The sequence below is a fragment of the Bacillus sp. K2I17 genome, from assembly GCF_002209985.1.
Lineage (GTDB): Bacteria > Bacillota > Bacilli > Bacillales > Bacillaceae_G > Bacillus_A > Bacillus_A wiedmannii.
The window spans coordinates 20,346-38,075 of the sequence record NZ_NJGF01000037.1 but is presented as its reverse complement, the minus strand read 5'-3'; the positions used below and the strand labels follow the sequence as shown (position 1 = coordinate 38,075).

Sequence of the window (17,730 nt, the reverse complement as noted above, 5' to 3'; positions counted from 1 at the left end):
GTTTTGTTTAGAGTTTTGTTGTTGATTCTGATCTGAGTCGTTTTGTTTAGAGTTTTGTTGTTGATTTTGATCTGAGTCATCTTGTTTAGAATGTTGTTGTTGATTCTGATCTGAGTCGTTTTGTTTAGAATGTTGTTGCTGCTGATCCTGAGAAGGCTCTTTGTGTTCCTCTTTTTTTTGCTCGCTATTGCTATCTTTATTATGTTTCATACTTCTAGTCTGTTCTTTGTTATCATTCTCTTGGTTGTTAGGGTGTTGCTCCGAGTTATCTGTTTCGTTTTTCTCTGTCGTATTTGATTTTTTTTTCTTACGTAGCCAATTCCAAATCATATGTATGCCCTCTTTGATTGTGTAATATAATGCTATTTTGTGGCTAATTTTGTATATTATTCATTTATTTATGAAAAGAAGGAGGAGATTAGTTTGCATAGAAAAAATCCTTTAGTAAGCAGCAGTTCATACTATGGCGGGAAGAGGGCGAGTCTGTGCAATTTGTAAAAAAGGAAAAGTTTTTTTTAAGAGAGTTTACGTTTGAAAATGGTAGGGGAATTCCTGTTCAAATGGGGTATGAGACGTATGGTACTTTAAATAGAGAAAGGTCAAATGCGATTTTGGTATGCCATTATTTTAGTGCAACGAGTCACGCGGCAGGGAAATATACAGCGCATGATGAGGAGTCTGGTTGGTGGGATGGTTTAATTGGACCGGGAAAAGCAGTTGATACAAATAAATATTTTGTTATATGTACTGATAATCTTTGTAATGTGCAGGTTAAGAACCCTTATGTGTTTACAACGGGACCGAAATCGATTCATCCGAAAACTGGAGATGAATATGCGATGGATTTTCCGGTTTTTACATTTCTTGATGTAGCTCGTGTGCAATATGAGTTAATAAAAGATATGGGAATCTCAAGGTTACATGCTGTAATGGGACCGTCAGCTGGTGGGATGATTGCGCAGCAATGGGCTGTTCATTATCCTCATATGGTAGAGCGGATGATTGGTGTTATTACGAACCCGCAAAATCCAATTATTACGTCGGTAAATGTAGCGCAAAATGCAATTGAGGCTATTCAACTGGATCCAAGTTGGAAGGGCGGAAAATATGGAGAAGAGCAGCCAATGAAGGGACTTCATTTAGCAAATAGAATGATGTTTATGAACGCATTTGATGAGCATTTTTATGAAACGACATTCCCTCGTAATAGTGTAGAGAAAGAACCTTATGGAACATTTGTTGCATTAACATCATTTGAGAAAGAAATAAATAAAGTGACATATAGAAGTATAGAATTAGTAGATGCAAATTCGTGGATATACACTGCGAAAGCAGTTTTATTACATGATATTGCGCATGGATTTTCGTCTTTAGAAGAGGCGCTTTCTAACATAGAAGCAAATGTACTTATGATTCCGTGCAAACAAGATTTGCTTCAGCCGTCACGTTATAATTATAAAATGGTAGACATTTTGCAAAAACAAGGGAAGTATGCGGAAGTTTATGAGATAGAAAGTATAAATGGGCATATGGCAGGAGCATTTGATATTCATTTATTTGAAAAGAAAGTTTATGAATTTTTAAATCGGAGAGTATCTAGTTTGGTGTAGAAAATAAATGGTGTGAAAAAGGTGCGATATATGTAGTAGGCACCTTTTTTTACATGATTTGTAGACGGAAAATATATGTGGCAATTGCTATACCGAAGAATGCGATACTAAGCAATAGAAATAAGAATGACATTTCTTGTGGTGATTTTATCTTTTTATTATTCTTCATACTAAGTGCAATAATTGCGGCGATTAAGAAAATGATGCCCGTAATGAAAAGAAAAAGTGTCATTTTCATTGGCTCCTTTCATAAAACAAGTATATTGAGGATACAATGCACGAGTTATGTTTGTAAAGAATAAGTTTTGCGAGAAAATTGAGAAATAAAATTTCCATTCTTTGCGTTCTTTCTTTCGCATGCTAAAATTGACTAGATATGCTTGTTTAAGGAAGAGACTAAAGGTTTTATTGTATATAAGGAGGAACGACATATGACAGAAGTTAAAACAATTACTACAGAAGAAGTGCAAGAGCGTTTAGAAAATGGAGAAACGTTATTTTTAGTAGACGTAAGGGAAGATGAAGAAGTAGCGGCAGGGAAAATTCCAGAAGCTGTACATATTAAAATGGGTGATATCCCAAATAAAGTAGATTTCTTTGATAAAGAGAATGAATATATCTTTATTTGTCGCTCGGGAATGCGCAGTGAAAATGTATGCCATTATTTAAATGAGCAAGGATTTAAAACAATGAACATGGTTGGCGGTATGCTTCAATATGAAGGTGAAACGAAATAAGTAGCTAAAAAAACTTGAAACGTGTTTGTTTCAAGTTTTTTTCTTTTGCATACAGTGTACAAAAGGGGGATAGGTAAATGGGGATTAACTTGCGGAAAGTAAAAATTATTAATAATACAGGGGCTGTTAATGTCGGTGACTGTTATGATATCTCACCTTTAGCTGTAGCAAAAATATATGCAGGTGCTGGAGGATCGAGTGCGGCTATTTTTTTAAATGGGAAAAGGCAGCCAGAAGCGGTGATTCGAACATCAGTATTTCTTCCGCCATTAGCAACGAGTACACGTACATTAGGTTCATAGAGGAAAGGTAGAGTGTAATTATGCCTGCTCATATAAAAGAGTTTGTTATTGTGAATAACACTGGGAATATATTTACTGGTGATAATTTGAGTGATACGTCATTTACTGCTACGAAATCGTATAGTGGCTCAATGGGGTGCACTTGGATCGACGTTGTTACAGTAATAGGGACGGAGACGAAGCTTTGTTTACAGCCGGGTGATTCGGTGACGACAACATATACAAGAGGCACTCCTGCCGGTACTGTAACAGGAACAAATATGGGGCAAAGTGTAAATGCATCGAGTATAGCACAAGCTGTCCCTAATACAGATAATATGGATTCAATTGCTGGACTCCCTTAAGGATTTAAGGGAGTTTTTATTATTTCAAATAAAAATAGTCTTTGAGTTTGTTTTTGTAAATACATATTAAGAAGAAGAGGTTTGTTTAATGTAAAAAAGATGGTGTGCAGGTGGTGAAAGTGTGAGAGAGCGCGATAAAAAACATTCATTAAACTCTAATTTCAGAATTTCACCAAATCTTATTGGTCCTACCTTTCCACCCGTTCCAACGGGATTTACTGGCATTGGGATTACTGGCCCAACCGGTCCCCAAGGTCCGACTGGCCCTCAAGGACCAAGAGGATTACAAGGTCCGATGGGGGAGATGGGCCCGACAGGACCTCAAGGTGTGCAAGGGATACAAGGACCAGTTGGACCAATAGGTGCAACAGGACCAGAAGGACAGCAGGGGCCGCAAGGATTGAGGGGAGCACAGGGAGCTACAGGAGCGACAGGACCAGAAGGAGTGCAAGGGTTGCAAGGTCCGATTGGTCCAACAGGAGCGACTGGGGCACAAGGTATACAGGGGATACAGGGGTTACAAGGTCCGATTGGAGCGACTGGACCTGAGGGACCTCAAGGAATTCAAGGTGTGCAAGGGGTACCAGGTGCAACAGGTCCACAAGGAATACAAGGGGCACAAGGGATACAAGGGGCACAAGGACCGAGTGGAAGTGCGGGGACAACAGGAGCAACTGGTCAAGGGGTTACAGGCCCAACTGGAATAACAGGTCCAACAGGGATAACGGGTCCATCTGGAGGACCACCAGGTCCGACGGGGGCAACTGGTGCGACAGGTCCAGGAGGTGGACCGAGTGGAAGTACAGGTGCGACGGGAGCGACGGGAAATACAGGGGTAACAGGAAGTACAGGTGTAACTGGAGTAACGGGAAATACAGGACCGACTGGAAGTACAGGAGAAACAGGAGCACAGGGATTGCAAGGAATACAAGGGATTCAAGGGCCAATTGGACCAACAGGTCCAGAAGGTCCGCAAGGTATTCAAGGTATTCCGGGTCCGACGGGCGTAACTGGTGAACAAGGAATACAAGGAGTTCAGGGAATTCAAGGGATAACGGGAGCAACAGGAGATCAAGGTCCACAAGGTATACAGGGAGCTATAGGGCCTCAAGGTGTAACAGGAGCAACAGGAGATCAAGGTCCACAAGGAATACAAGGAGTACCGGGTCCAACAGGAGAAACGGGCCCACAAGGAGTTCAAGGAATACAAGGTACGATGGGTGATATAGGAGCAACAGGCCCAGAAGGCCCAGAAGGACTTCAAGGTCCGCAAGGAATACAAGGAGTGCCAGGACCAGCTGGAGCAACAGGTCCAGAGGGCCCACAAGGAATACAAGGAATTCAGGGGCCAGTAGGAACAACAGGACCAGAAGGCCCACAAGGAATACAGGGAATACAAGGGATTCAAGGTGTAACAGGAGCAACAGGAGCACAAGGAGCAACTGGAATTCAAGGTGTACAAGGGAATATAGGTGCAACAGGTCCAGAGGGCCCGCAAGGAGTGCAAGGTACTCAAGGGGAAATAGGCCCAACAGGTCCAATGGGAACACAGGGCGTGCAAGGTATTCAAGGAATTCAAGGTCCAACGGGTGCGCAAGGAGTGCAGGGGCCACAGGGAATTCAAGGGGGGCAAGGTCCAACCGGAGTAACAGGAGATACGGGTGTAACCGGAGCGACAGGGGAAGGAACTACAGGCCCGACAGGAGTAACCGGTCCAACAGGGGTAACTGGTCCTTCTGGAGGACCAGCAGGACCGAGTGGTCCAACGGGGCCATCAGGTCCGACAGGAGTGACAGGTCCATCCGGTGGACCACCTGGACCAACAGGAGCAACCGGTGTGACAGGAGCAACTGGAGATACCGGTGCGACAGGCTCAACTGGAGTGACAGGAGCGACAGGAGAAACAGGAGCAACTGGTGTGACGGGCTTACAGGGACCCCAAGGAATTCAAGGTGTTCAAGGAGAAATAGGTCCAACCGGTCCGCAAGGTGTTCAAGGTCCCCAAGGGATACAAGGAGTAACGGGAGCAACGGGAGATCAAGGCTCACAAGGAACCCAGGGCCCGCAAGGAATCCAAGGCCCAACCGGTCCACAAGGAGTACAAGGAGATCAAGGCTCACAAGGGATTCAAGGTGCGACAGGAGCAACAGGAGCACAAGGTCCACAGGGAATTCAAGGAATCCAAGGAGTGCAGGGGCCGACCGGTCCACAAGGCCCAACAGGAATTCAAGGTGTTCAAGGAGAAATAGGTCCAACCGGTCCGCAAGGCGTGCAAGGGTTGCAAGGTCCACAAGGCCCGACAGGGGATACGGGAGCTACTGGTTCACAAGGTCCACAAGGAATTCAAGGTCCACAAGGAATCCAAGGCCCAACGGGATCCACTGGAGCAACAGGTTCACAAGGCCCAACAGGGGACACAGGTCCAACCGGTTCGCAAGGGATCCAAGGTCCAACCGGTCCAACTGGAGCTGGAGCAACCGGGTCCACTGGAGCAACGGGTGTGACCGGAGTTAGTACAACTGCAACGTATGCATTTGCGAATAATACATCAGGAACCGCTATTTCCGTTTTATTAGGTGGTACAAATGTACCATTACCGAACAATCAAAATATTGGACCAGGAATTACCGTTAGCGGAGGAAATACCGTATTTACGGTTGCGAATGCGGGGAATTACTATATAGCTTATACAATAAATTTAACAGCCTCTTTACTTGTAAGTTCTCGTATAACTGTAAATGGCAGTCCGCTTGCAGGAACAATAAATTCACCAGCAATAGCTACAGGTTCATTTAATGCGACAATAATTGCTAATTTACCTGCTGGAGCTGCCATTAGTCTGCAGTTATTTGGATTAGTTGCAATAGCTACATTATCTACGGCAACGCCAGGAGCTACTCTAACTATTATTAGACTAAGTTAATAGGAAGAAAACCTTGGGCTTTTATGCTTCAAGGTTTTTTATCCTGTTATTTGTAGGTAGTCTAATTGGTTAGGAAAGTTTCACTTTATTCACTTAAGCAAAAACATCGCAGTTCGAAAATATATTATAATAGAATGAAAAGAGAGAAATTTGACAGAAAGGGAGGGTGGCGATGCAGGAGATGGTTACAGATTTTTTTGGACGCCCACTTCAAGATTTGCGCATATCTGTCATTGATCGTTGCAATTTTAGATGTACATATTGTATGCCAGCGGAAGTTTTTGGGCCAGATTATGCTTTTTTGAAAGATGAGTTTTTACTGACGTTTGATGAAATTGAGCGTTTGGCAAAACTATTTGTTAGCATCGGTGTACGAAAAATTAGACTTACTGGTGGCGAGCCACTACTGCGTAAAGATTTAACAAAACTTATTGCTCGTCTCGTGAAAATTGAAGGGTTAGTAGATATAGGGTTAACGACAAATGCAATTCATTTAACGAAACAAGCAAAAGCATTAAAAGAAGCTGGATTACATAGAGTAAATGTTAGTTTGGATGCAATAGATGACGATGTATTTAAGGACATTAATGGCCGGAATATCAATACGAAACCTGTTATAAAGGGAATTATGGCTGCAAAAGAGGCCGGGCTTGATGTAAAGGTAAATATGGTTGTGAAAAAAGGGATGAATGAACATCAAGTACTTCCGATGGCTGCTTATTTTAAAGAGCAAGGAATCACACTTAGGTTTATTGAGTTTATGGATGTTGGTAGTACAAATGGATGGAACTTTGATCAAGTCGTTACAAAGCAAGAATTAATTGAAATGATTCATAGTGTGTATCCACTTGAGCCAGCTGAAGCGCATTATTTCGGTGAAGTTGCGAAGCGATATCGTTACGTTGGAACAAATATCGAAGTCGGTTTTATTACTTCTGTTTCAGAGTCATTTTGTTCCTCTTGTACGAGAGCAAGAATTTCGGCAGATGGAAAGTTTTATACTTGCTTATTTGCGACAGAAGGATTGGATGTAAGGGAACTTCTTAGAGGAAATCTTTCGGATAATGAGTTAGTAAGCGTTATACAAGATGTATGGATGAATAGAAAAGACAGGTATTCGGATGAACGGACAGAAGAAAGTGCAAAGAATCGTCCGAAAATTGAAATGTCTTATATAGGAGGATAAGAAAGGGGGCTATCGTATGCAGGAGCGATATTCAAGACAAATATTATTTTCTGGTGTTGGAGAAGAAGGTCAGAGAAAAATTAGAGAGAAGCATGTGCTTATTATCGGCGCTGGTGCTCTCGGGGCAGCGAATGCAGAAGCAATTGTTAGAGCAGGTGTTGGCAAAATAACAATTGCGGATCGTGATTATGTAGAATGGAGTAATTTACAAAGGCAACAATTATATACAGAAGAAGATGCAAAGCAATATAAACCAAAGGCGGTAGCAGCAGCAGAGCATTTACAAGCGATTAATTCTGAGGTGAAAATAAATCCGGTTGTGACTGATGTAACAGTGCAAGAAATGGAAGAGCTAGTGAATGATGTAGATTTAATATTAGATGCGACAGATAATTTTGAAACGCGTCTTCTTATTAATGATATTTCACAAAAGTATAATATTCCGTGGATATATGGTGGTTGTGTCGGAAGCTACGGAGTAACGTATACAATTTTACCAGGAAAAACACCGTGTTTCCGCTGTTTAATGGAACATCCAGCGAGCGGGGCAACATGTGATACGGCTGGTATTATACAGCCGGCAGTACAATTAGTAGTTGCGCATCAAATAACGGAAGCGCTGAAAATATTAGTAGAAGACTATGGGGCACTTCGCGAAACGATGTTATCGTTTGATCTTTGGAATAATCAACAGATGGCATTTAAAGTGAATAGGCAGAAAAAAGACACATGTTTATCTTGCGGAAGATTACGTACATATCCGAGTTTAACATTTGAAGCACAAACAAAAACAGAAGTGTTATGTGGCCGAAATACAGTACAAATCCGTCCAGGTGTGCGGAATGAATTTAATTTAGAAGAAATTAAAAAGCGCTTACAAAGAAGTGTGGATGTAAAAGCTACTCCGTATTTATTATCATTTCCGGTGGAGGAATTTCGTTTTGTTTTATTTACAGATGGCAGGGCGTTCATTCATGGGACGAATGATATAAATATAGCAAAACGCTTATATGCAAGATATATAGGTTGAACCTAAAGGGAGCCCTTTAGGTTCAACGGAAAGAAGATTAAGACTTTCTCGTATAATCTCCACTTTTTCCACCTGTTTTTTCAAATAAGTAAGTTTCGCCAATAATCATACCTTTATCAACAGCTTTGCACATATCGTACACAGTAAGAGCTGTAGCGGAAGCGGCTGTTAAAGCTTCCATTTCAACACCGGTGCTACCTTCTGTTTTAACTTTTACTTCAATAAGTAATCGATATTGTTCTTCGGATTGTTTCCAATCGAAAGAAACGTCAACACCTTTTAATAATAAAGGATGGCACATTGGGATAATATCAGAAGTGCGTTTCGCAGCCATAATACCTGCGATTTGTGCAACTGCTAATACGTCACCTTTCCCAATTTCATTGTGAGAGATTTTATCGTAAATTTCTTTTGTAACGACAATGCTAGAGCACGCAATTGCTGTTCGAACGGTTGCTTTTTTGTCACTTATATCAACCATCTTCGCGCGTCCTTGGTCATTAAAGTGTGTGAATGAAGACATGGAATTCCTCCTTGAAGTAATTTTTATTTAATATATAAAGTTTAATCGAGATAAAAAAAATTGCAAATATGAGGTGAGAAACGATGATAGAAAAACGAATTCCAATTCAAGTTGCTGAGGCAGTAGAGAGAGTAATGGAATATGCGAAAAATGGTGAAGTAGAAGAGGTTTCTATTACGGAAAGTTACGGGAGAATTCTTGGGGAGGATGTTATCTCTGATCATGACGTTCCTCATTTCGATCGTTCTCCTTACGATGGTTTCGCGATTCGAGCAGAAGATACGAAAGAAGCAAATCAAGAGAATGCGATTGAGTTTGAAGTAATAGGAGAAATCGGGGCAGGATCTGTTTTTACAGAAGAAGTAGGACATTTTCAGGCGGTTCGTATTATGACAGGAGCAGCTATTCCAGAGGATTGTAATGCAGTCGTAATGCTAGAGTTGACGGAAGGTTTTGAGAAGAACGGAAAAACATATATGAAGGTAAAGCGTCCTTTTCATAGTGGTGACAATGTGTCATTTAAAGGAGAAGATATAAAGAAAAATCAAGTTCTCGTTCAGAAAGGTGTTGCAATTAATCCAGGTGTTGCCGCCTTATTAGCGACGTTTGGATATAGTACTGTGAAGGTTGTAAAACAGCCTGTTGTTGGTATTGTGACGACAGGAAGTGAACTGTTAGAGGTACACGAGTCGTTACAGCCGGGGAAAATTAGAAATAGTAACTCGTATATGATTGCCGCTCAAATTATGAAAGTCGGAGGGAAAGTGCGTTATTATGGCCAACTTGCTGACGAGTTAGATGCATGCTTTGCAGCTGTTCAATCAGCGATGAATGAGGTTGATATTTTAATTACAACAGGCGGTGTGTCGGTAGGAGATTATGACTACTTGCCAGCTATTTATGAAAGATTACAGGCGAATGTACTCTTTAATAAAATAGCGATGAGACCAGGAAGTGTAACGACAGTAGCTGAAGTTGATGGAAAGTTACTTTTCGGTTTATCAGGAAATCCGTCAGCTTGCTACGTAGGCTTTGAGCTATTTGTGCATCCGGTTATAAAAACATATTTGTATGCGAAAGAACCCCACGTATATAGAGCAGATGCTATTTTACAAAAAGATTTTCCGAAGCCAAATCCGTTTACTCGTTTTGTAAGAGCAAACGTGACAATCGTGGACGGGGCATTACAAGCGATGCCGGTCGGTTTAGATAAATCGAGTGCGGTCTCTTCACTCGCCGATGCGAATGCTTTTATTGTGTTGCCTGGAGGAACGAGAGGATTTGAGGCAGGGATGAAAGTATCTGTATTATTGTTAGAGCACGACGAGGGATGTGATTGGCCATGGGCAAAGCCCCTTCAATCTTACAAATAGTAGGATATCAAAATAGCGGAAAAACAACGCTTATTGAGAAAATTGTATATGCATTAGCTGAACGAAAAATGAAAGTTTCTACAATTAAGCATCACGGGCACGGAGGTTTTCCAGAAGTAGCGCAAAAAGATAGTGAAAGGCACCGAAAGGCTGGGGCTGTTGTCAGTAGTGTAGAAGGCGCTGGATTACTTTCACTGTCGTCATTAAGAGAGGAATGGTCCTTGCAAGAAATTATTCGCTTATATGAGTTTTTTGAAGTGGATACAATTTTAATAGAGGGCTATAAAAAAGAGAGCTATCCGAAAGTAGTATTACTTCGTTCTGCGGAAGACGTTGAACTTTTACATAAAGTAGAAAATATAGTAGCGGTTATTACGTGGCATGATGCACCTGCAAACTTACGAGAAGAATATAAAGTATTTCATATAACAGAAGAAGAGTTGTATATAGACTGGTTTATACAAACGGTAAGGAGTACGAAATGACAAATACGTATTATGAAGTAATTGATACAGAAATCTCGATTGAAGAGGTAGCAAAGAAGGTTATTCGCCGCGAATGCGGTGCTGTTACAACATTTATTGGAACGGTTAGGGAGTTTACGAAAGGGCGTCGTACATTATACTTAGAATACGTCGCTTACAAAACGATGGCAGAAAAGATGCTAGAGAAAATTGGTTCAGAAGTGAAAGAGAAGTGGCCAGGTACACACGTTGCAATTACACATCGCATCGGTACACTGCAAATTTCTGATATCGCGGTTGTTGTTGCTGTTTCAACACCGCATCGTAAAGCGGCCTATGAGGCGAATGAATACATTATGGAACGCATAAAACAAATTGTTCCGATTTGGAAAAAGGAGTTTTGGGAAGATGGAGACTCATGGATTGGTGATCAATTAGAAAAAACGCCATATCCGGCGGGAGAGCCTGGGAAGGAGCTATAAGTATGATTCGAGTATTATTATTTGCGCACTTGCAAGAAGAAGCAGGAACAAGTGAATTACAAATAGAGAAAGAAAATATTACGGTTGCAGAGTTAAAAGCTGTTGTTGCCAGAGAATATAATGTACCAGTTTCAGCGCCAATTATGGTTGCAATTAATGAAGAATATGCGAATGAAGATGATACGATCCGAGATGGTGATGTTGTTGCACTAATCCCACCAGTGAGCGGTGGTTAATATTGGATTCATTAAAACGACTTTCCTACATAGGGAAGTCGTTTTTTTATGGAAGTTTTGCGAACACTAACTTATAGAACAAGGAGGGTGTTATGAAAAAAATATGTGTAGTTATTACAATGCTATGTGCAATCTTTTTCTCTTCTCCAAGTGATTCTTTTGCGAAAGAATCGAGGGAGCAGCTGTTAGAGAGTGCATTATCAAATAGGTACTATTCAGTTATTAGACAAGTGACAGAAGATCAGTATGAATGTGCTTCCGTTATAAATATAAAACGTCTCGGTAAGAACGGTGAGTTCGTTCCTAGATTTGAAATTACGCTACAATTTCTTACGTTCCAAGGTGCACATAATCCGCCGAATGATAAAGTTACACTTATTTTGGAAGATTATTTAGATCACGTAAAAATAAAGAAGGTGGAGCGAGAAAAGAATGTTTCTGGTGCTATTGCAGAAAAAGTTTGTGAACGGGAAAAAGAAAAAATAAAAGCTCACTCTAATGATTCAGAGTGATAACTTATGACATTTAGTAAAGAAAGGTAATGAGCGATGGACATACTTTTAGCGATTTTACCGGCTATATTTTGGGGAAGTATTGTGCTATTTAACGTGAAACTGGGCGGGGGACCGTATAGTCAAACGCTCGGTACAACGTTTGGGGCACTTATTTTCTCGATTGTTGTTTATATTTTTATGAAGCCAGTATTAACTCCTACTGTTATTGGAGTTGGAATTGTGTCAGGTTTATTTTGGGCACTTGGTCAGGCGAATCAATTAAAAAGTATTGATTTAATGGGCGTTTCGAGAACGATGCCCATTTCAACAGGACTGCAATTAGTTGCGACGACTTTATTTGGAGTCATCGTATTTCATGAGTGGTCCACGACTATATCAGTCGTCCTTGGTGTTTTGGCTCTCGTTTGTATTATTATCGGTGTTATTTTAACATCACTTCAAAGTGAAGAAGAAAAGAGTGCAGAGCAGGCCGGGAATTTTAAAAGGGGCATTATCATTTTATTGATTTCAACAGTCGGTTATTTAGTTTACGTAGTAGTGATTAGGCTATTTAACGTAGATGGTTGGTCAGCTTTATTGCCACAAGCAGTTGGTATGGTGTTAGGGGGCGTTTTGCTTACGTTTAAACATCATCCATTTAATAAATATGCACTAAGAAATATTATCCCAGGATTAATTTGGGCAGCTGGAAATATGTTTTTATTCATTTCGCAGCCGCGTGTTGGAGTGGCAACAAGTTTTTCGCTATCGCAAATGGGAATTATTATTTCAACGCTTGGCGGGATTCTTATATTAGGTGAAAGAAAAACGAAACGCCAATTAACGGGGATTGTTGTCGGTATCGTTTTTATTATCGCAGCCGGAATAATGTTAGGTGTTGCAAAAAGTTAAAGGGGGTATTGAAATGTATAGTGATTTAGCAGGAAAAGTTGTCGTTATTACAGGATCAGCAACTGGTCTTGGAAGAGCGATGGGAGTACGGTTTGCTAAGGAGAAAGCAAAAGTAGTAATTAACTATCGCTCACGAGAGTCAGAAGCGCATGATGTATTAGAAGAAATAAAAAAAGTAGGCGGAGAAGCGATTGCTGTAAAAGGTGATGTGACAGTTGAATCTGATGTTGTGAACCTCATTCAATCTGCTGTGAAAGAGTTTGGTACGCTTGACGTTATGATTAATAATGCAGGGATAGAAAACGCGGTCCCGTCGCATGAAATGCCGTTAGAGGATTGGAATAAAGTAATCAATACAAATTTAACAGGTGCTTTTTTAGGAAGCCGTGAAGCGATTAAATATTTTGTAGAACATGATATTAAAGGTTCTGTTATTAATATGTCGAGTGTTCATGAGAAAATTCCGTGGCCACTATTCGTGCACTATGCGGCGAGTAAGGGTGGTATTAAACTGATGACAGAAACGTTAGCGTTAGAATATGCACCAAAAGGTATTCGAGTAAATAATATTGGGCCAGGTGCAATAAATACGCCAATTAATGCAGAAAAGTTTGCTGATCCTAAAAAACGTGCTGACGTAGAAAGTATGATACCGATGGGCTACATTGGAAAGCCGGAAGAAATTGCAGCAGTCGCAACGTGGCTCGCTTCATCAGAAGCGAGTTACGTAACTGGAATTACGTTATTTGCAGATGGTGGAATGACTTTATACCCGTCGTTTCAAGCAGGTCGCGGGTAATATAAAAGGACAAAGAGGTTTATCTCTTTGTCCTTTTTTCTGCAAAAAAAAATAGCGGTCGGCTATTTTAAATTTAATGATTAATTGTATCTTGAAGAAATTCTGTTGCTTGATGTTCAGAAACATTTTGCACAAGTGCAACTTCGCTAATCATCATTTTGCGTGCATTATCTAGCATTTGTTTTTCGCTCGCATTTAATGCTCTCTCTTTATTACGACGAAGTAAATCGCGAACAACTTCTGCGCTATCTTGCAGATTGCCGTTTTTCATTTTTTCCATATTCATTGTATATCTCTGTTTCCAGGAAAGTGATGTGTCTGATTCCCCGTTTTGAAATTCAAGAAGTATAACATCTAATGTACCTTTATCTACGATATAACGAATACCTGATTTTTGTAATTGATCCATAGGAAGCATTATTTGCATGTCTTTACTAATGATACGTATCACACAATATTGACGTGTTGTTCCTAATATTTCTTTCTCTTCAATGGCTTCGATGACTCCTGCGCCGTTCATTGGATAAACGATTTTATCGCCAATTTGAAACAAATCATCCACCTCCATATGTGGTAACCACTTTTAATGATAGCACAAGTGAGTGAAAATGTCAAATTTTATATAATACCATAATGTTGATATTATAGTCAATAAGTAAAAACTCTTTTTTTTTATATATTTTTTTGCTCTTATTTATTGATGATTTTTTTGAAAAATAGTACAGACGAAGAAAGAAGGCATATCCACTTATTTTTAAGCATAAAATGTAAAATCGCTAATACAATATACCTAAATCCGTTCTTTGCAAGGGAGGGAGAGAAGGTGGGGCGCACAATAAGAATTGATATTACAAATAAAGTTGTAGCTAAATTTAGACCGGATTATTTGGAATTATATACGAGTAAATTTATGATAGGTAAGTTTTATGTCTATACTGAAGGTAAACAATATGTGTTAGAAGACGGATATATATATGAAGACGGAAAATTTTATCGCATCATAGATACGCACCGTGGCAATAATCAAGCGGCGGAGGGCTGCGATCTAGGATGGTGTTAACATGATTCGTGTGAAAGTGTTTGATGAAAGTCACGAAAAAGACTTAGAAGACGCTGTAAATGTTTTTTTGAAAAAGATTGATGATAGTAATTTTGTAGATATTAAGTACCAAGTCGGTGTTTCCATTAATGATGACGAAAACCAAATTTATTGTTTTTCAGCAATGATCGTTTATAAAGCATAAAAAAGAGCTGGGTGAGCCAGCTCTTTTTTATGTTTTATGTTGGGACAACATGTGTCGGTAATACGTTCATAATAGATTGAGTTGTGCCTAATTTCTTTTTCGCTAAAAGAGGCTCCCCTGTTTCATGGTTTTGGGCATCTGTACACATACCAAGGTGATAACGATCACCTAAAAATGGATCGATATAAAAACCGTTTTTGAATACTTTATCATTCGGATGTTTTTCATGGTGAATGTCAGAGCAATTAATGCAATAGAACATAGCTTTCATCCCCTTTTTATTTTTGTTTGAAAAAAGTGAGTTGGTAGTCATTTCGCTCCTAAGGAAATGTTGAGGAGAAGAGAAATAACTACCTACTCAAATGGTGGGCATATTCCTTCTGATTTTTCATATCTCGCGTAGTGTCCCTGAGGGAAGGAGGAGAGACGAAATACGCATGATATACGTAAGGCACTTCTTTCAAGATGAATGATGGAGTTTCATGTTGAGAGAAGTTTTTATTTTTTATTGCCTTTGTGAGTATATTATGAGGGAATGCTCAGAGGGTGTTTGTCCTGTTGAAAAAATGTTGAGAATTTCTCAACAATAAAAAATAACTAGCGTTGACATGAAACTAAAAGGTGTTATATTATCAAAGTATAACCAAAAGGTGTTATATTTAATTGCCGAATAAAGGAGAATGAAAATGGAACAACAAAATACATTAACTGATATTAAACAAACGATCGTTTTTAACGCGTCTATTCAAAAAGTATGGAATGTAGTATCAACTGCAGAAGGGATTGCGTCATGGTTTATGCCGAATGATTTTGTATTAGAGGTAGGACATGAATTTCATGTGCAATCACCATTTGGCCCATCACCATGTAAAGTGTTAGAAATTGATGAACCAAACCATCTATCTTTCTCATGGGATACAGATGGCTGGGTCGTTTCATTTAATCTGAAAGACCTAGGAGATAATAAAACAGAATTTACGTTAATTCACGGCGGCTGGAAACATCCTGATGAAATTCTTCCGAAAGCGAATGCGAAGAGCTCTATTATTCGCGATAGAATGAGTGGCGGCTGGGTAGCGATTGTAAATGAAAAACTGAAAAAGGTTGTTGAAGGCTAAGTGTCTTCATCAGCAGCGAAATATGATGTATTTCAAGCAATTGCTGATCCAACCCGCCGAGAAGTAATACGGTTATTAAGTGATAAAGAGTTACCGATTTCCAAAATAACGGATCATTTTCCGATGAGTCGTACTGCGGTTGTAAAGCACCTTCATATTCTTTCGGAAGCGAATTTAGTAAGCGGAAGAAAAAGCGGAAGAGAGAAGATATATCGTTTGCATCCAGAACCATTAGAGGAATTACAACAGTGGCTCTCATATTATGAACGTTTTTGGGATAATAAATTATCTATACTGAAACATATTGTGGAGAATGAAGAGTAAAAAGAGGATGACCAAAATGGTCATCCTCTTTATTATTGCTCACTTGTTTGAGTAGCTGGTTTTAATAAAATCCAAGCGATAATTAGTGTAAATACTGCTAATACGAAAGTACTCATATAAATGACGTGTACACTTGATGCTAATGCCTCTTGCGATTCGGTTACTACGTTTGCTGTAGTTCCTCCGTGTCCGCCACCAGATACAAGATCAAGGTTTTGAATACCGCGTGCATGAATCATCGTATTAAAGATTGTGCCAAAGATTGCAGCACCTAACGTTTGACTAAATGTATTAATAAATGTGTTTAAACCAACGGCTGTTCCGCGTGTATGAGCTGGTACGGCTGCTTGAATTGTTACCATATAAATAGGTGTCACAAGCCCCATTCCTAATCCGAATAATCCGACTGCTACATAGATAAGGAACGATGGTGAATTTGTTGATAATGTAAATAATAAGAACGTAGCGACTGATAAAATGCTAGCTCCAAGTAAAATGATTTGTTTCGTTTTTAATTTGCCTACTAAGTTACCAGAGAAAATAGCGCCAAATGTCCACATAACAGGGATTGGCATTAAAATAAGTCCGGCTTCTGTCGCATTTTTTCCTAATACACCTTGGCTCCAAATTGGAAGGTACATTGTAATACTAATGATCATTGCGCCAGCAATGAGCGTTAATATGTTTATTGTAGATAATGTACGGTTAGAGAAAAGTGCTAGCGGAATTAATGGTTCCGGAGATTTTTTCTCGATGAATAAGAAAATAATGAATGAAACGACGGCAAAGATTAATAGGCCGATAATTGTTATGTCGCCCCAGTTTTGCTTACTGCTACCTGTTAATAATGCATATAGTAGAGCGATCGTACTTAATGAGAAGACTGTTGCACCAAGATAGTCGATATGGTGTTTAGCGGGCTTAATAGATTCTTTGTAGTAAATGGCGATCATTAAGCAAGCGATAATTCCAAATGGGACGTTTAAGAAGAAAATATAACGCCAAGATAGAGAATCGACTAAAAATCCACCGACTAACGGTCCGATAACACCCGATACACCCCAAACGGCACTCATCCAACCTTGTGCTTTCGCGCGGTCTCTCGCTTCGCTATATAAGTCTCCAATAATCGTCATTGTGATCGGCATAACAGCACCAGCACCTATACCTTGAAGAGCACGGAAGAAGATTAATTGTTCCATTGATGTAACGACTCCGCAAAGCGCAGAACCGATTAAGAAGATTGTAGCTCCGATGAGTAAAACTTTTTTACGGCCGAATAAATCAGCTAACTTTCCGTATATTGGAGTCGAAACAGCTGTTGCAAGCATATAAATTGCATATACCCAACTAACAAGTTCGACGCCTGACAAATCACTCGTTATACGAGGGATCGCTGTACTAACAATCGTTCCTTCTACCGCAGAAAGAAACGTCATTAGCATTAAAGACATCATGACTTTTTTTCTCATATTTTTTCCCCTTACCTTTTTTCAAATATTCAACAATATAAAATATAAAGGTACTAAGGTATATAAAGCAACAAAAAAGCAATGGGAAGTTAGGAGGAGCGTATATTTGTCGTTCTTTGTCGGTAAGTTGATATATTTAAGAAAACGCCGATATATG

Annotated in this window: 23 protein-coding genes and 1 pseudogene; 18 read left to right on the top strand and 6 right to left on the bottom strand. The window is 39.7% G+C overall.

Features of this window, described 5'->3' with window-relative positions:
* Positions 1-330, bottom strand: a pseudogene (locus CER22_RS25890) (spore germination protein); the annotation flags it as partial.
* Positions 331-485: 155 nt separating this feature from the next.
* On the opposite strand from CER22_RS25890, the gene CER22_RS25885 reads away from it, so the two are divergent.
* Positions 486-1,610, top strand: coding sequence for an alpha/beta fold hydrolase (locus CER22_RS25885; RefSeq protein WP_088609966.1), 1,125 nt, complete (start codon positions 486-488; stop codon positions 1,608-1,610).
* A 49-nt stretch (positions 1,611-1,659) separates the two neighbouring features.
* Here the strand turns inward: CER22_RS25885 and CER22_RS25880 are convergent, their stop codons facing one another.
* Positions 1,660-1,842, bottom strand: a complete 183-nt coding sequence (locus CER22_RS25880; protein ID WP_000171896.1) for a hypothetical protein — start codon at positions 1,840-1,842, stop codon at positions 1,660-1,662.
* Positions 1,843-2,041: 199 nt separating this feature from the next.
* Here CER22_RS25880 and CER22_RS25875 point away from each other — a divergent pair, with 199 nt between their 5' ends.
* From CER22_RS25875 to CER22_RS25850, 6 genes are all read left to right on the top strand, one after another.
* The gene (locus CER22_RS25875) at positions 2,042-2,347 is read left to right on the top strand and encodes a rhodanese-like domain-containing protein (RefSeq protein ID WP_000141210.1); all 306 of its coding nucleotides are present in this window, start codon (positions 2,042-2,044) and stop codon (positions 2,345-2,347) included.
* A gap of 77 nt (positions 2,348-2,424) precedes the next feature.
* On the top strand, positions 2,425-2,649 hold the full coding sequence (locus CER22_RS25870) for a spore germination protein (RefSeq protein WP_000512461.1): 225 nt from the start codon (positions 2,425-2,427) through the stop codon (positions 2,647-2,649).
* Between the two features lie 20 nt (positions 2,650-2,669).
* Entirely contained in the window at positions 2,670-2,993 is a 324-nt protein-coding gene (locus tag CER22_RS25865) for a hypothetical protein (protein WP_001110863.1), read from the top strand.
* Positions 2,994-3,114: 121 nt separating this feature from the next.
* A complete protein-coding gene (locus tag CER22_RS25860) occupies positions 3,115-5,916 on the top strand; it encodes a BclA-related collagen-like exosporium protein (RefSeq protein ID WP_088609965.1) in 2,802 nt (933 codons plus the stop codon).
* 172 nt (positions 5,917-6,088) lie between these two features.
* Entirely contained in the window at positions 6,089-7,102 is a 1,014-nt protein-coding gene (gene moaA, locus CER22_RS25855) for a GTP 3',8-cyclase MoaA (RefSeq protein ID WP_088609964.1), read from the top strand.
* Positions 7,103-7,118: 16 nt separating this feature from the next.
* Positions 7,119-8,132: a molybdopterin-synthase adenylyltransferase MoeB gene (locus CER22_RS25850; RefSeq protein WP_048540776.1), complete on the top strand. Its 1,014-nt coding sequence runs from the start codon at positions 7,119-7,121 to the stop codon at positions 8,130-8,132.
* Between the two features lie 37 nt (positions 8,133-8,169).
* Here the strand turns inward: CER22_RS25850 and moaC are convergent, their stop codons facing one another.
* Positions 8,170-8,655, bottom strand: a complete 486-nt coding sequence (gene moaC, locus CER22_RS25845; protein WP_000094144.1) for a cyclic pyranopterin monophosphate synthase MoaC — start codon at positions 8,653-8,655, stop codon at positions 8,170-8,172.
* A gap of 83 nt (positions 8,656-8,738) precedes the next feature.
* Here moaC and moeA point away from each other — a divergent pair, with 83 nt between their 5' ends.
* The 7 genes from moeA (at position 8,739) to CER22_RS25810 (ending at position 13,415) form a co-directional block, all read left to right on the top strand.
* Positions 8,739-10,028 (top strand): molybdopterin molybdotransferase MoeA, encoded by a 1,290-nt coding sequence (gene moeA, locus CER22_RS25840; protein ID WP_088609963.1) that lies wholly within the window; start codon positions 8,739-8,741, stop codon positions 10,026-10,028.
* Complete coding sequence (gene mobB / locus CER22_RS25835; RefSeq protein WP_088609962.1) at positions 9,998-10,513, top strand: molybdopterin-guanine dinucleotide biosynthesis protein B; 516 nt, start codon at positions 9,998-10,000, stop codon at positions 10,511-10,513. Before moeA ends, mobB begins: the two co-directional genes overlap by 31 nt.
* Positions 10,510-10,974 carry a molybdopterin synthase catalytic subunit MoaE gene (gene moaE, locus CER22_RS25830; RefSeq protein ID WP_000185929.1) on the top strand — a complete coding sequence of 155 codons (465 nt, stop codon included), beginning with the start codon at positions 10,510-10,512 and terminating at the stop codon, positions 10,972-10,974. The genes mobB and moaE overlap by 4 nt, the downstream gene beginning before the upstream one ends.
* 2 nt (positions 10,975-10,976) lie before the next feature.
* Entirely contained in the window at positions 10,977-11,210 is a 234-nt protein-coding gene (gene moaD / locus CER22_RS25825; protein ID WP_088609961.1) for a molybdopterin converting factor subunit 1, read from the top strand.
* Positions 11,211-11,302: 92 nt separating this feature from the next.
* Positions 11,303-11,722, top strand: a complete 420-nt coding sequence (locus tag CER22_RS25820) for a DUF3888 domain-containing protein (protein ID WP_048540764.1) — start codon at positions 11,303-11,305, stop codon at positions 11,720-11,722.
* A gap of 36 nt (positions 11,723-11,758) precedes the next feature.
* A complete protein-coding gene (glcU, locus tag CER22_RS25815; protein ID WP_048540762.1) occupies positions 11,759-12,616 on the top strand; it encodes a glucose uptake protein GlcU in 858 nt (285 codons plus the stop codon).
* 13 nt (positions 12,617-12,629) lie between these two features.
* Positions 12,630-13,415, top strand: coding sequence for a glucose 1-dehydrogenase (locus CER22_RS25810; RefSeq protein WP_000286669.1), 786 nt, complete (start codon positions 12,630-12,632; stop codon positions 13,413-13,415).
* A 73-nt stretch (positions 13,416-13,488) separates the two neighbouring features.
* Here CER22_RS25810 and CER22_RS25805 read toward each other — a convergent pair whose 3' ends face one another.
* Positions 13,489-13,983 (bottom strand): CarD family transcriptional regulator, encoded by a 495-nt coding sequence (locus CER22_RS25805; RefSeq protein WP_000451450.1) that lies wholly within the window; start codon positions 13,981-13,983, stop codon positions 13,489-13,491.
* A 255-nt stretch (positions 13,984-14,238) separates the two neighbouring features.
* On the opposite strand from CER22_RS25805, the gene CER22_RS25800 reads away from it, so the two are divergent.
* Together CER22_RS25800 and CER22_RS25795 are read left to right on the top strand one after the other, a co-directional pair.
* Positions 14,239-14,475 carry a DUF2553 family protein gene (locus tag CER22_RS25800; RefSeq protein ID WP_000533808.1) on the top strand — a complete coding sequence of 79 codons (237 nt, stop codon included), beginning with the start codon at positions 14,239-14,241 and terminating at the stop codon, positions 14,473-14,475.
* A 1-nt stretch (position 14,476) separates the two neighbouring features.
* Positions 14,477-14,659, top strand: coding sequence for a sporulation protein Cse60 (locus CER22_RS25795; protein ID WP_000621751.1), 183 nt, complete (start codon positions 14,477-14,479; stop codon positions 14,657-14,659).
* A gap of 34 nt (positions 14,660-14,693) precedes the next feature.
* On the opposite strand, the gene CER22_RS25790 is transcribed toward CER22_RS25795, so the two are convergent.
* The gene (locus tag CER22_RS25790) at positions 14,694-14,921 is read right to left on the bottom strand and encodes a DUF3973 domain-containing protein (RefSeq protein WP_000498995.1); all 228 of its coding nucleotides are present in this window, start codon (positions 14,919-14,921) and stop codon (positions 14,694-14,696) included.
* A 424-nt stretch (positions 14,922-15,345) separates the two neighbouring features.
* Here CER22_RS25790 and CER22_RS25780 point away from each other — a divergent pair, with 424 nt between their 5' ends.
* Entirely contained in the window at positions 15,346-15,777 is a 432-nt protein-coding gene (locus tag CER22_RS25780; RefSeq protein ID WP_000437776.1) for an SRPBCC family protein, read from the top strand.
* Complete coding sequence (locus CER22_RS25775; RefSeq protein WP_088609960.1) at positions 15,778-16,101, top strand: ArsR/SmtB family transcription factor; 324 nt, start codon at positions 15,778-15,780, stop codon at positions 16,099-16,101.
* Between the two features lie 32 nt (positions 16,102-16,133).
* Here the strand turns inward: CER22_RS25775 and CER22_RS25770 are convergent, their stop codons facing one another.
* Positions 16,134-17,573, bottom strand: coding sequence for an MDR family MFS transporter (locus CER22_RS25770; protein WP_001228003.1), 1,440 nt, complete (start codon positions 17,571-17,573; stop codon positions 16,134-16,136).
* Between the last annotated feature and the right edge of the window lie 157 nt (positions 17,574-17,730).

What these genes read in the sequence shown, in the direction of transcription:
- CER22_RS25770 (WP_001228003.1), bottom strand. Translation starts at nt 17,573, where the DNA reads ATGAGAAAAAAAGTCATGATGTCTTTAATGCTAATGACGTTTCTTTCT.
- CER22_RS25865 (WP_001110863.1), top strand. Translation starts at nt 2,670, where the DNA reads ATGCCTGCTCATATAAAAGAGTTTGTTATTGTGAATAACACTGGGAAT.
- CER22_RS25810 (WP_000286669.1), top strand. Translation starts at nt 12,630, where the DNA reads ATGTATAGTGATTTAGCAGGAAAAGTTGTCGTTATTACAGGATCAGCA.
- CER22_RS25820 (WP_048540764.1), top strand. Translation starts at nt 11,303, where the DNA reads ATGAAAAAAATATGTGTAGTTATTACAATGCTATGTGCAATCTTTTTC.
- CER22_RS25780 (WP_000437776.1), top strand. Translation starts at nt 15,346, where the DNA reads ATGGAACAACAAAATACATTAACTGATATTAAACAAACGATCGTTTTT.
- CER22_RS25790 (WP_000498995.1), bottom strand. Translation starts at nt 14,921, where the DNA reads ATGTTCTATTGCATTAATTGCTCTGACATTCACCATGAAAAACATCCG.
- moaA (WP_088609964.1), top strand. Translation starts at nt 6,089, where the DNA reads ATGCAGGAGATGGTTACAGATTTTTTTGGACGCCCACTTCAAGATTTG.
- CER22_RS25795 (WP_000621751.1), top strand. Translation starts at nt 14,477, where the DNA reads ATGATTCGTGTGAAAGTGTTTGATGAAAGTCACGAAAAAGACTTAGAA.
- CER22_RS25875 (WP_000141210.1), top strand. Translation starts at nt 2,042, where the DNA reads ATGACAGAAGTTAAAACAATTACTACAGAAGAAGTGCAAGAGCGTTTA.
- glcU (WP_048540762.1), top strand. Translation starts at nt 11,759, where the DNA reads ATGGACATACTTTTAGCGATTTTACCGGCTATATTTTGGGGAAGTATT.
- CER22_RS25870 (WP_000512461.1), top strand. Translation starts at nt 2,425, where the DNA reads ATGGGGATTAACTTGCGGAAAGTAAAAATTATTAATAATACAGGGGCT.
- moeA (WP_088609963.1), top strand. Translation starts at nt 8,739, where the DNA reads ATGATAGAAAAACGAATTCCAATTCAAGTTGCTGAGGCAGTAGAGAGA.
- moaE (WP_000185929.1), top strand. Translation starts at nt 10,510, where the DNA reads ATGACAAATACGTATTATGAAGTAATTGATACAGAAATCTCGATTGAA.
- moaC (WP_000094144.1), bottom strand. Translation starts at nt 8,655, where the DNA reads ATGTCTTCATTCACACACTTTAATGACCAAGGACGCGCGAAGATGGTT.
- CER22_RS25805 (WP_000451450.1), bottom strand. Translation starts at nt 13,983, where the DNA reads ATGGAGGTGGATGATTTGTTTCAAATTGGCGATAAAATCGTTTATCCA.
- CER22_RS25880 (WP_000171896.1), bottom strand. Translation starts at nt 1,842, where the DNA reads ATGACACTTTTTCTTTTCATTACGGGCATCATTTTCTTAATCGCCGCA.
- moaD (WP_088609961.1), top strand. Translation starts at nt 10,977, where the DNA reads ATGATTCGAGTATTATTATTTGCGCACTTGCAAGAAGAAGCAGGAACA.
- CER22_RS25850 (WP_048540776.1), top strand. Translation starts at nt 7,119, where the DNA reads ATGCAGGAGCGATATTCAAGACAAATATTATTTTCTGGTGTTGGAGAA.
- mobB (WP_088609962.1), top strand. Translation starts at nt 9,998, where the DNA reads ATGGGCAAAGCCCCTTCAATCTTACAAATAGTAGGATATCAAAATAGC.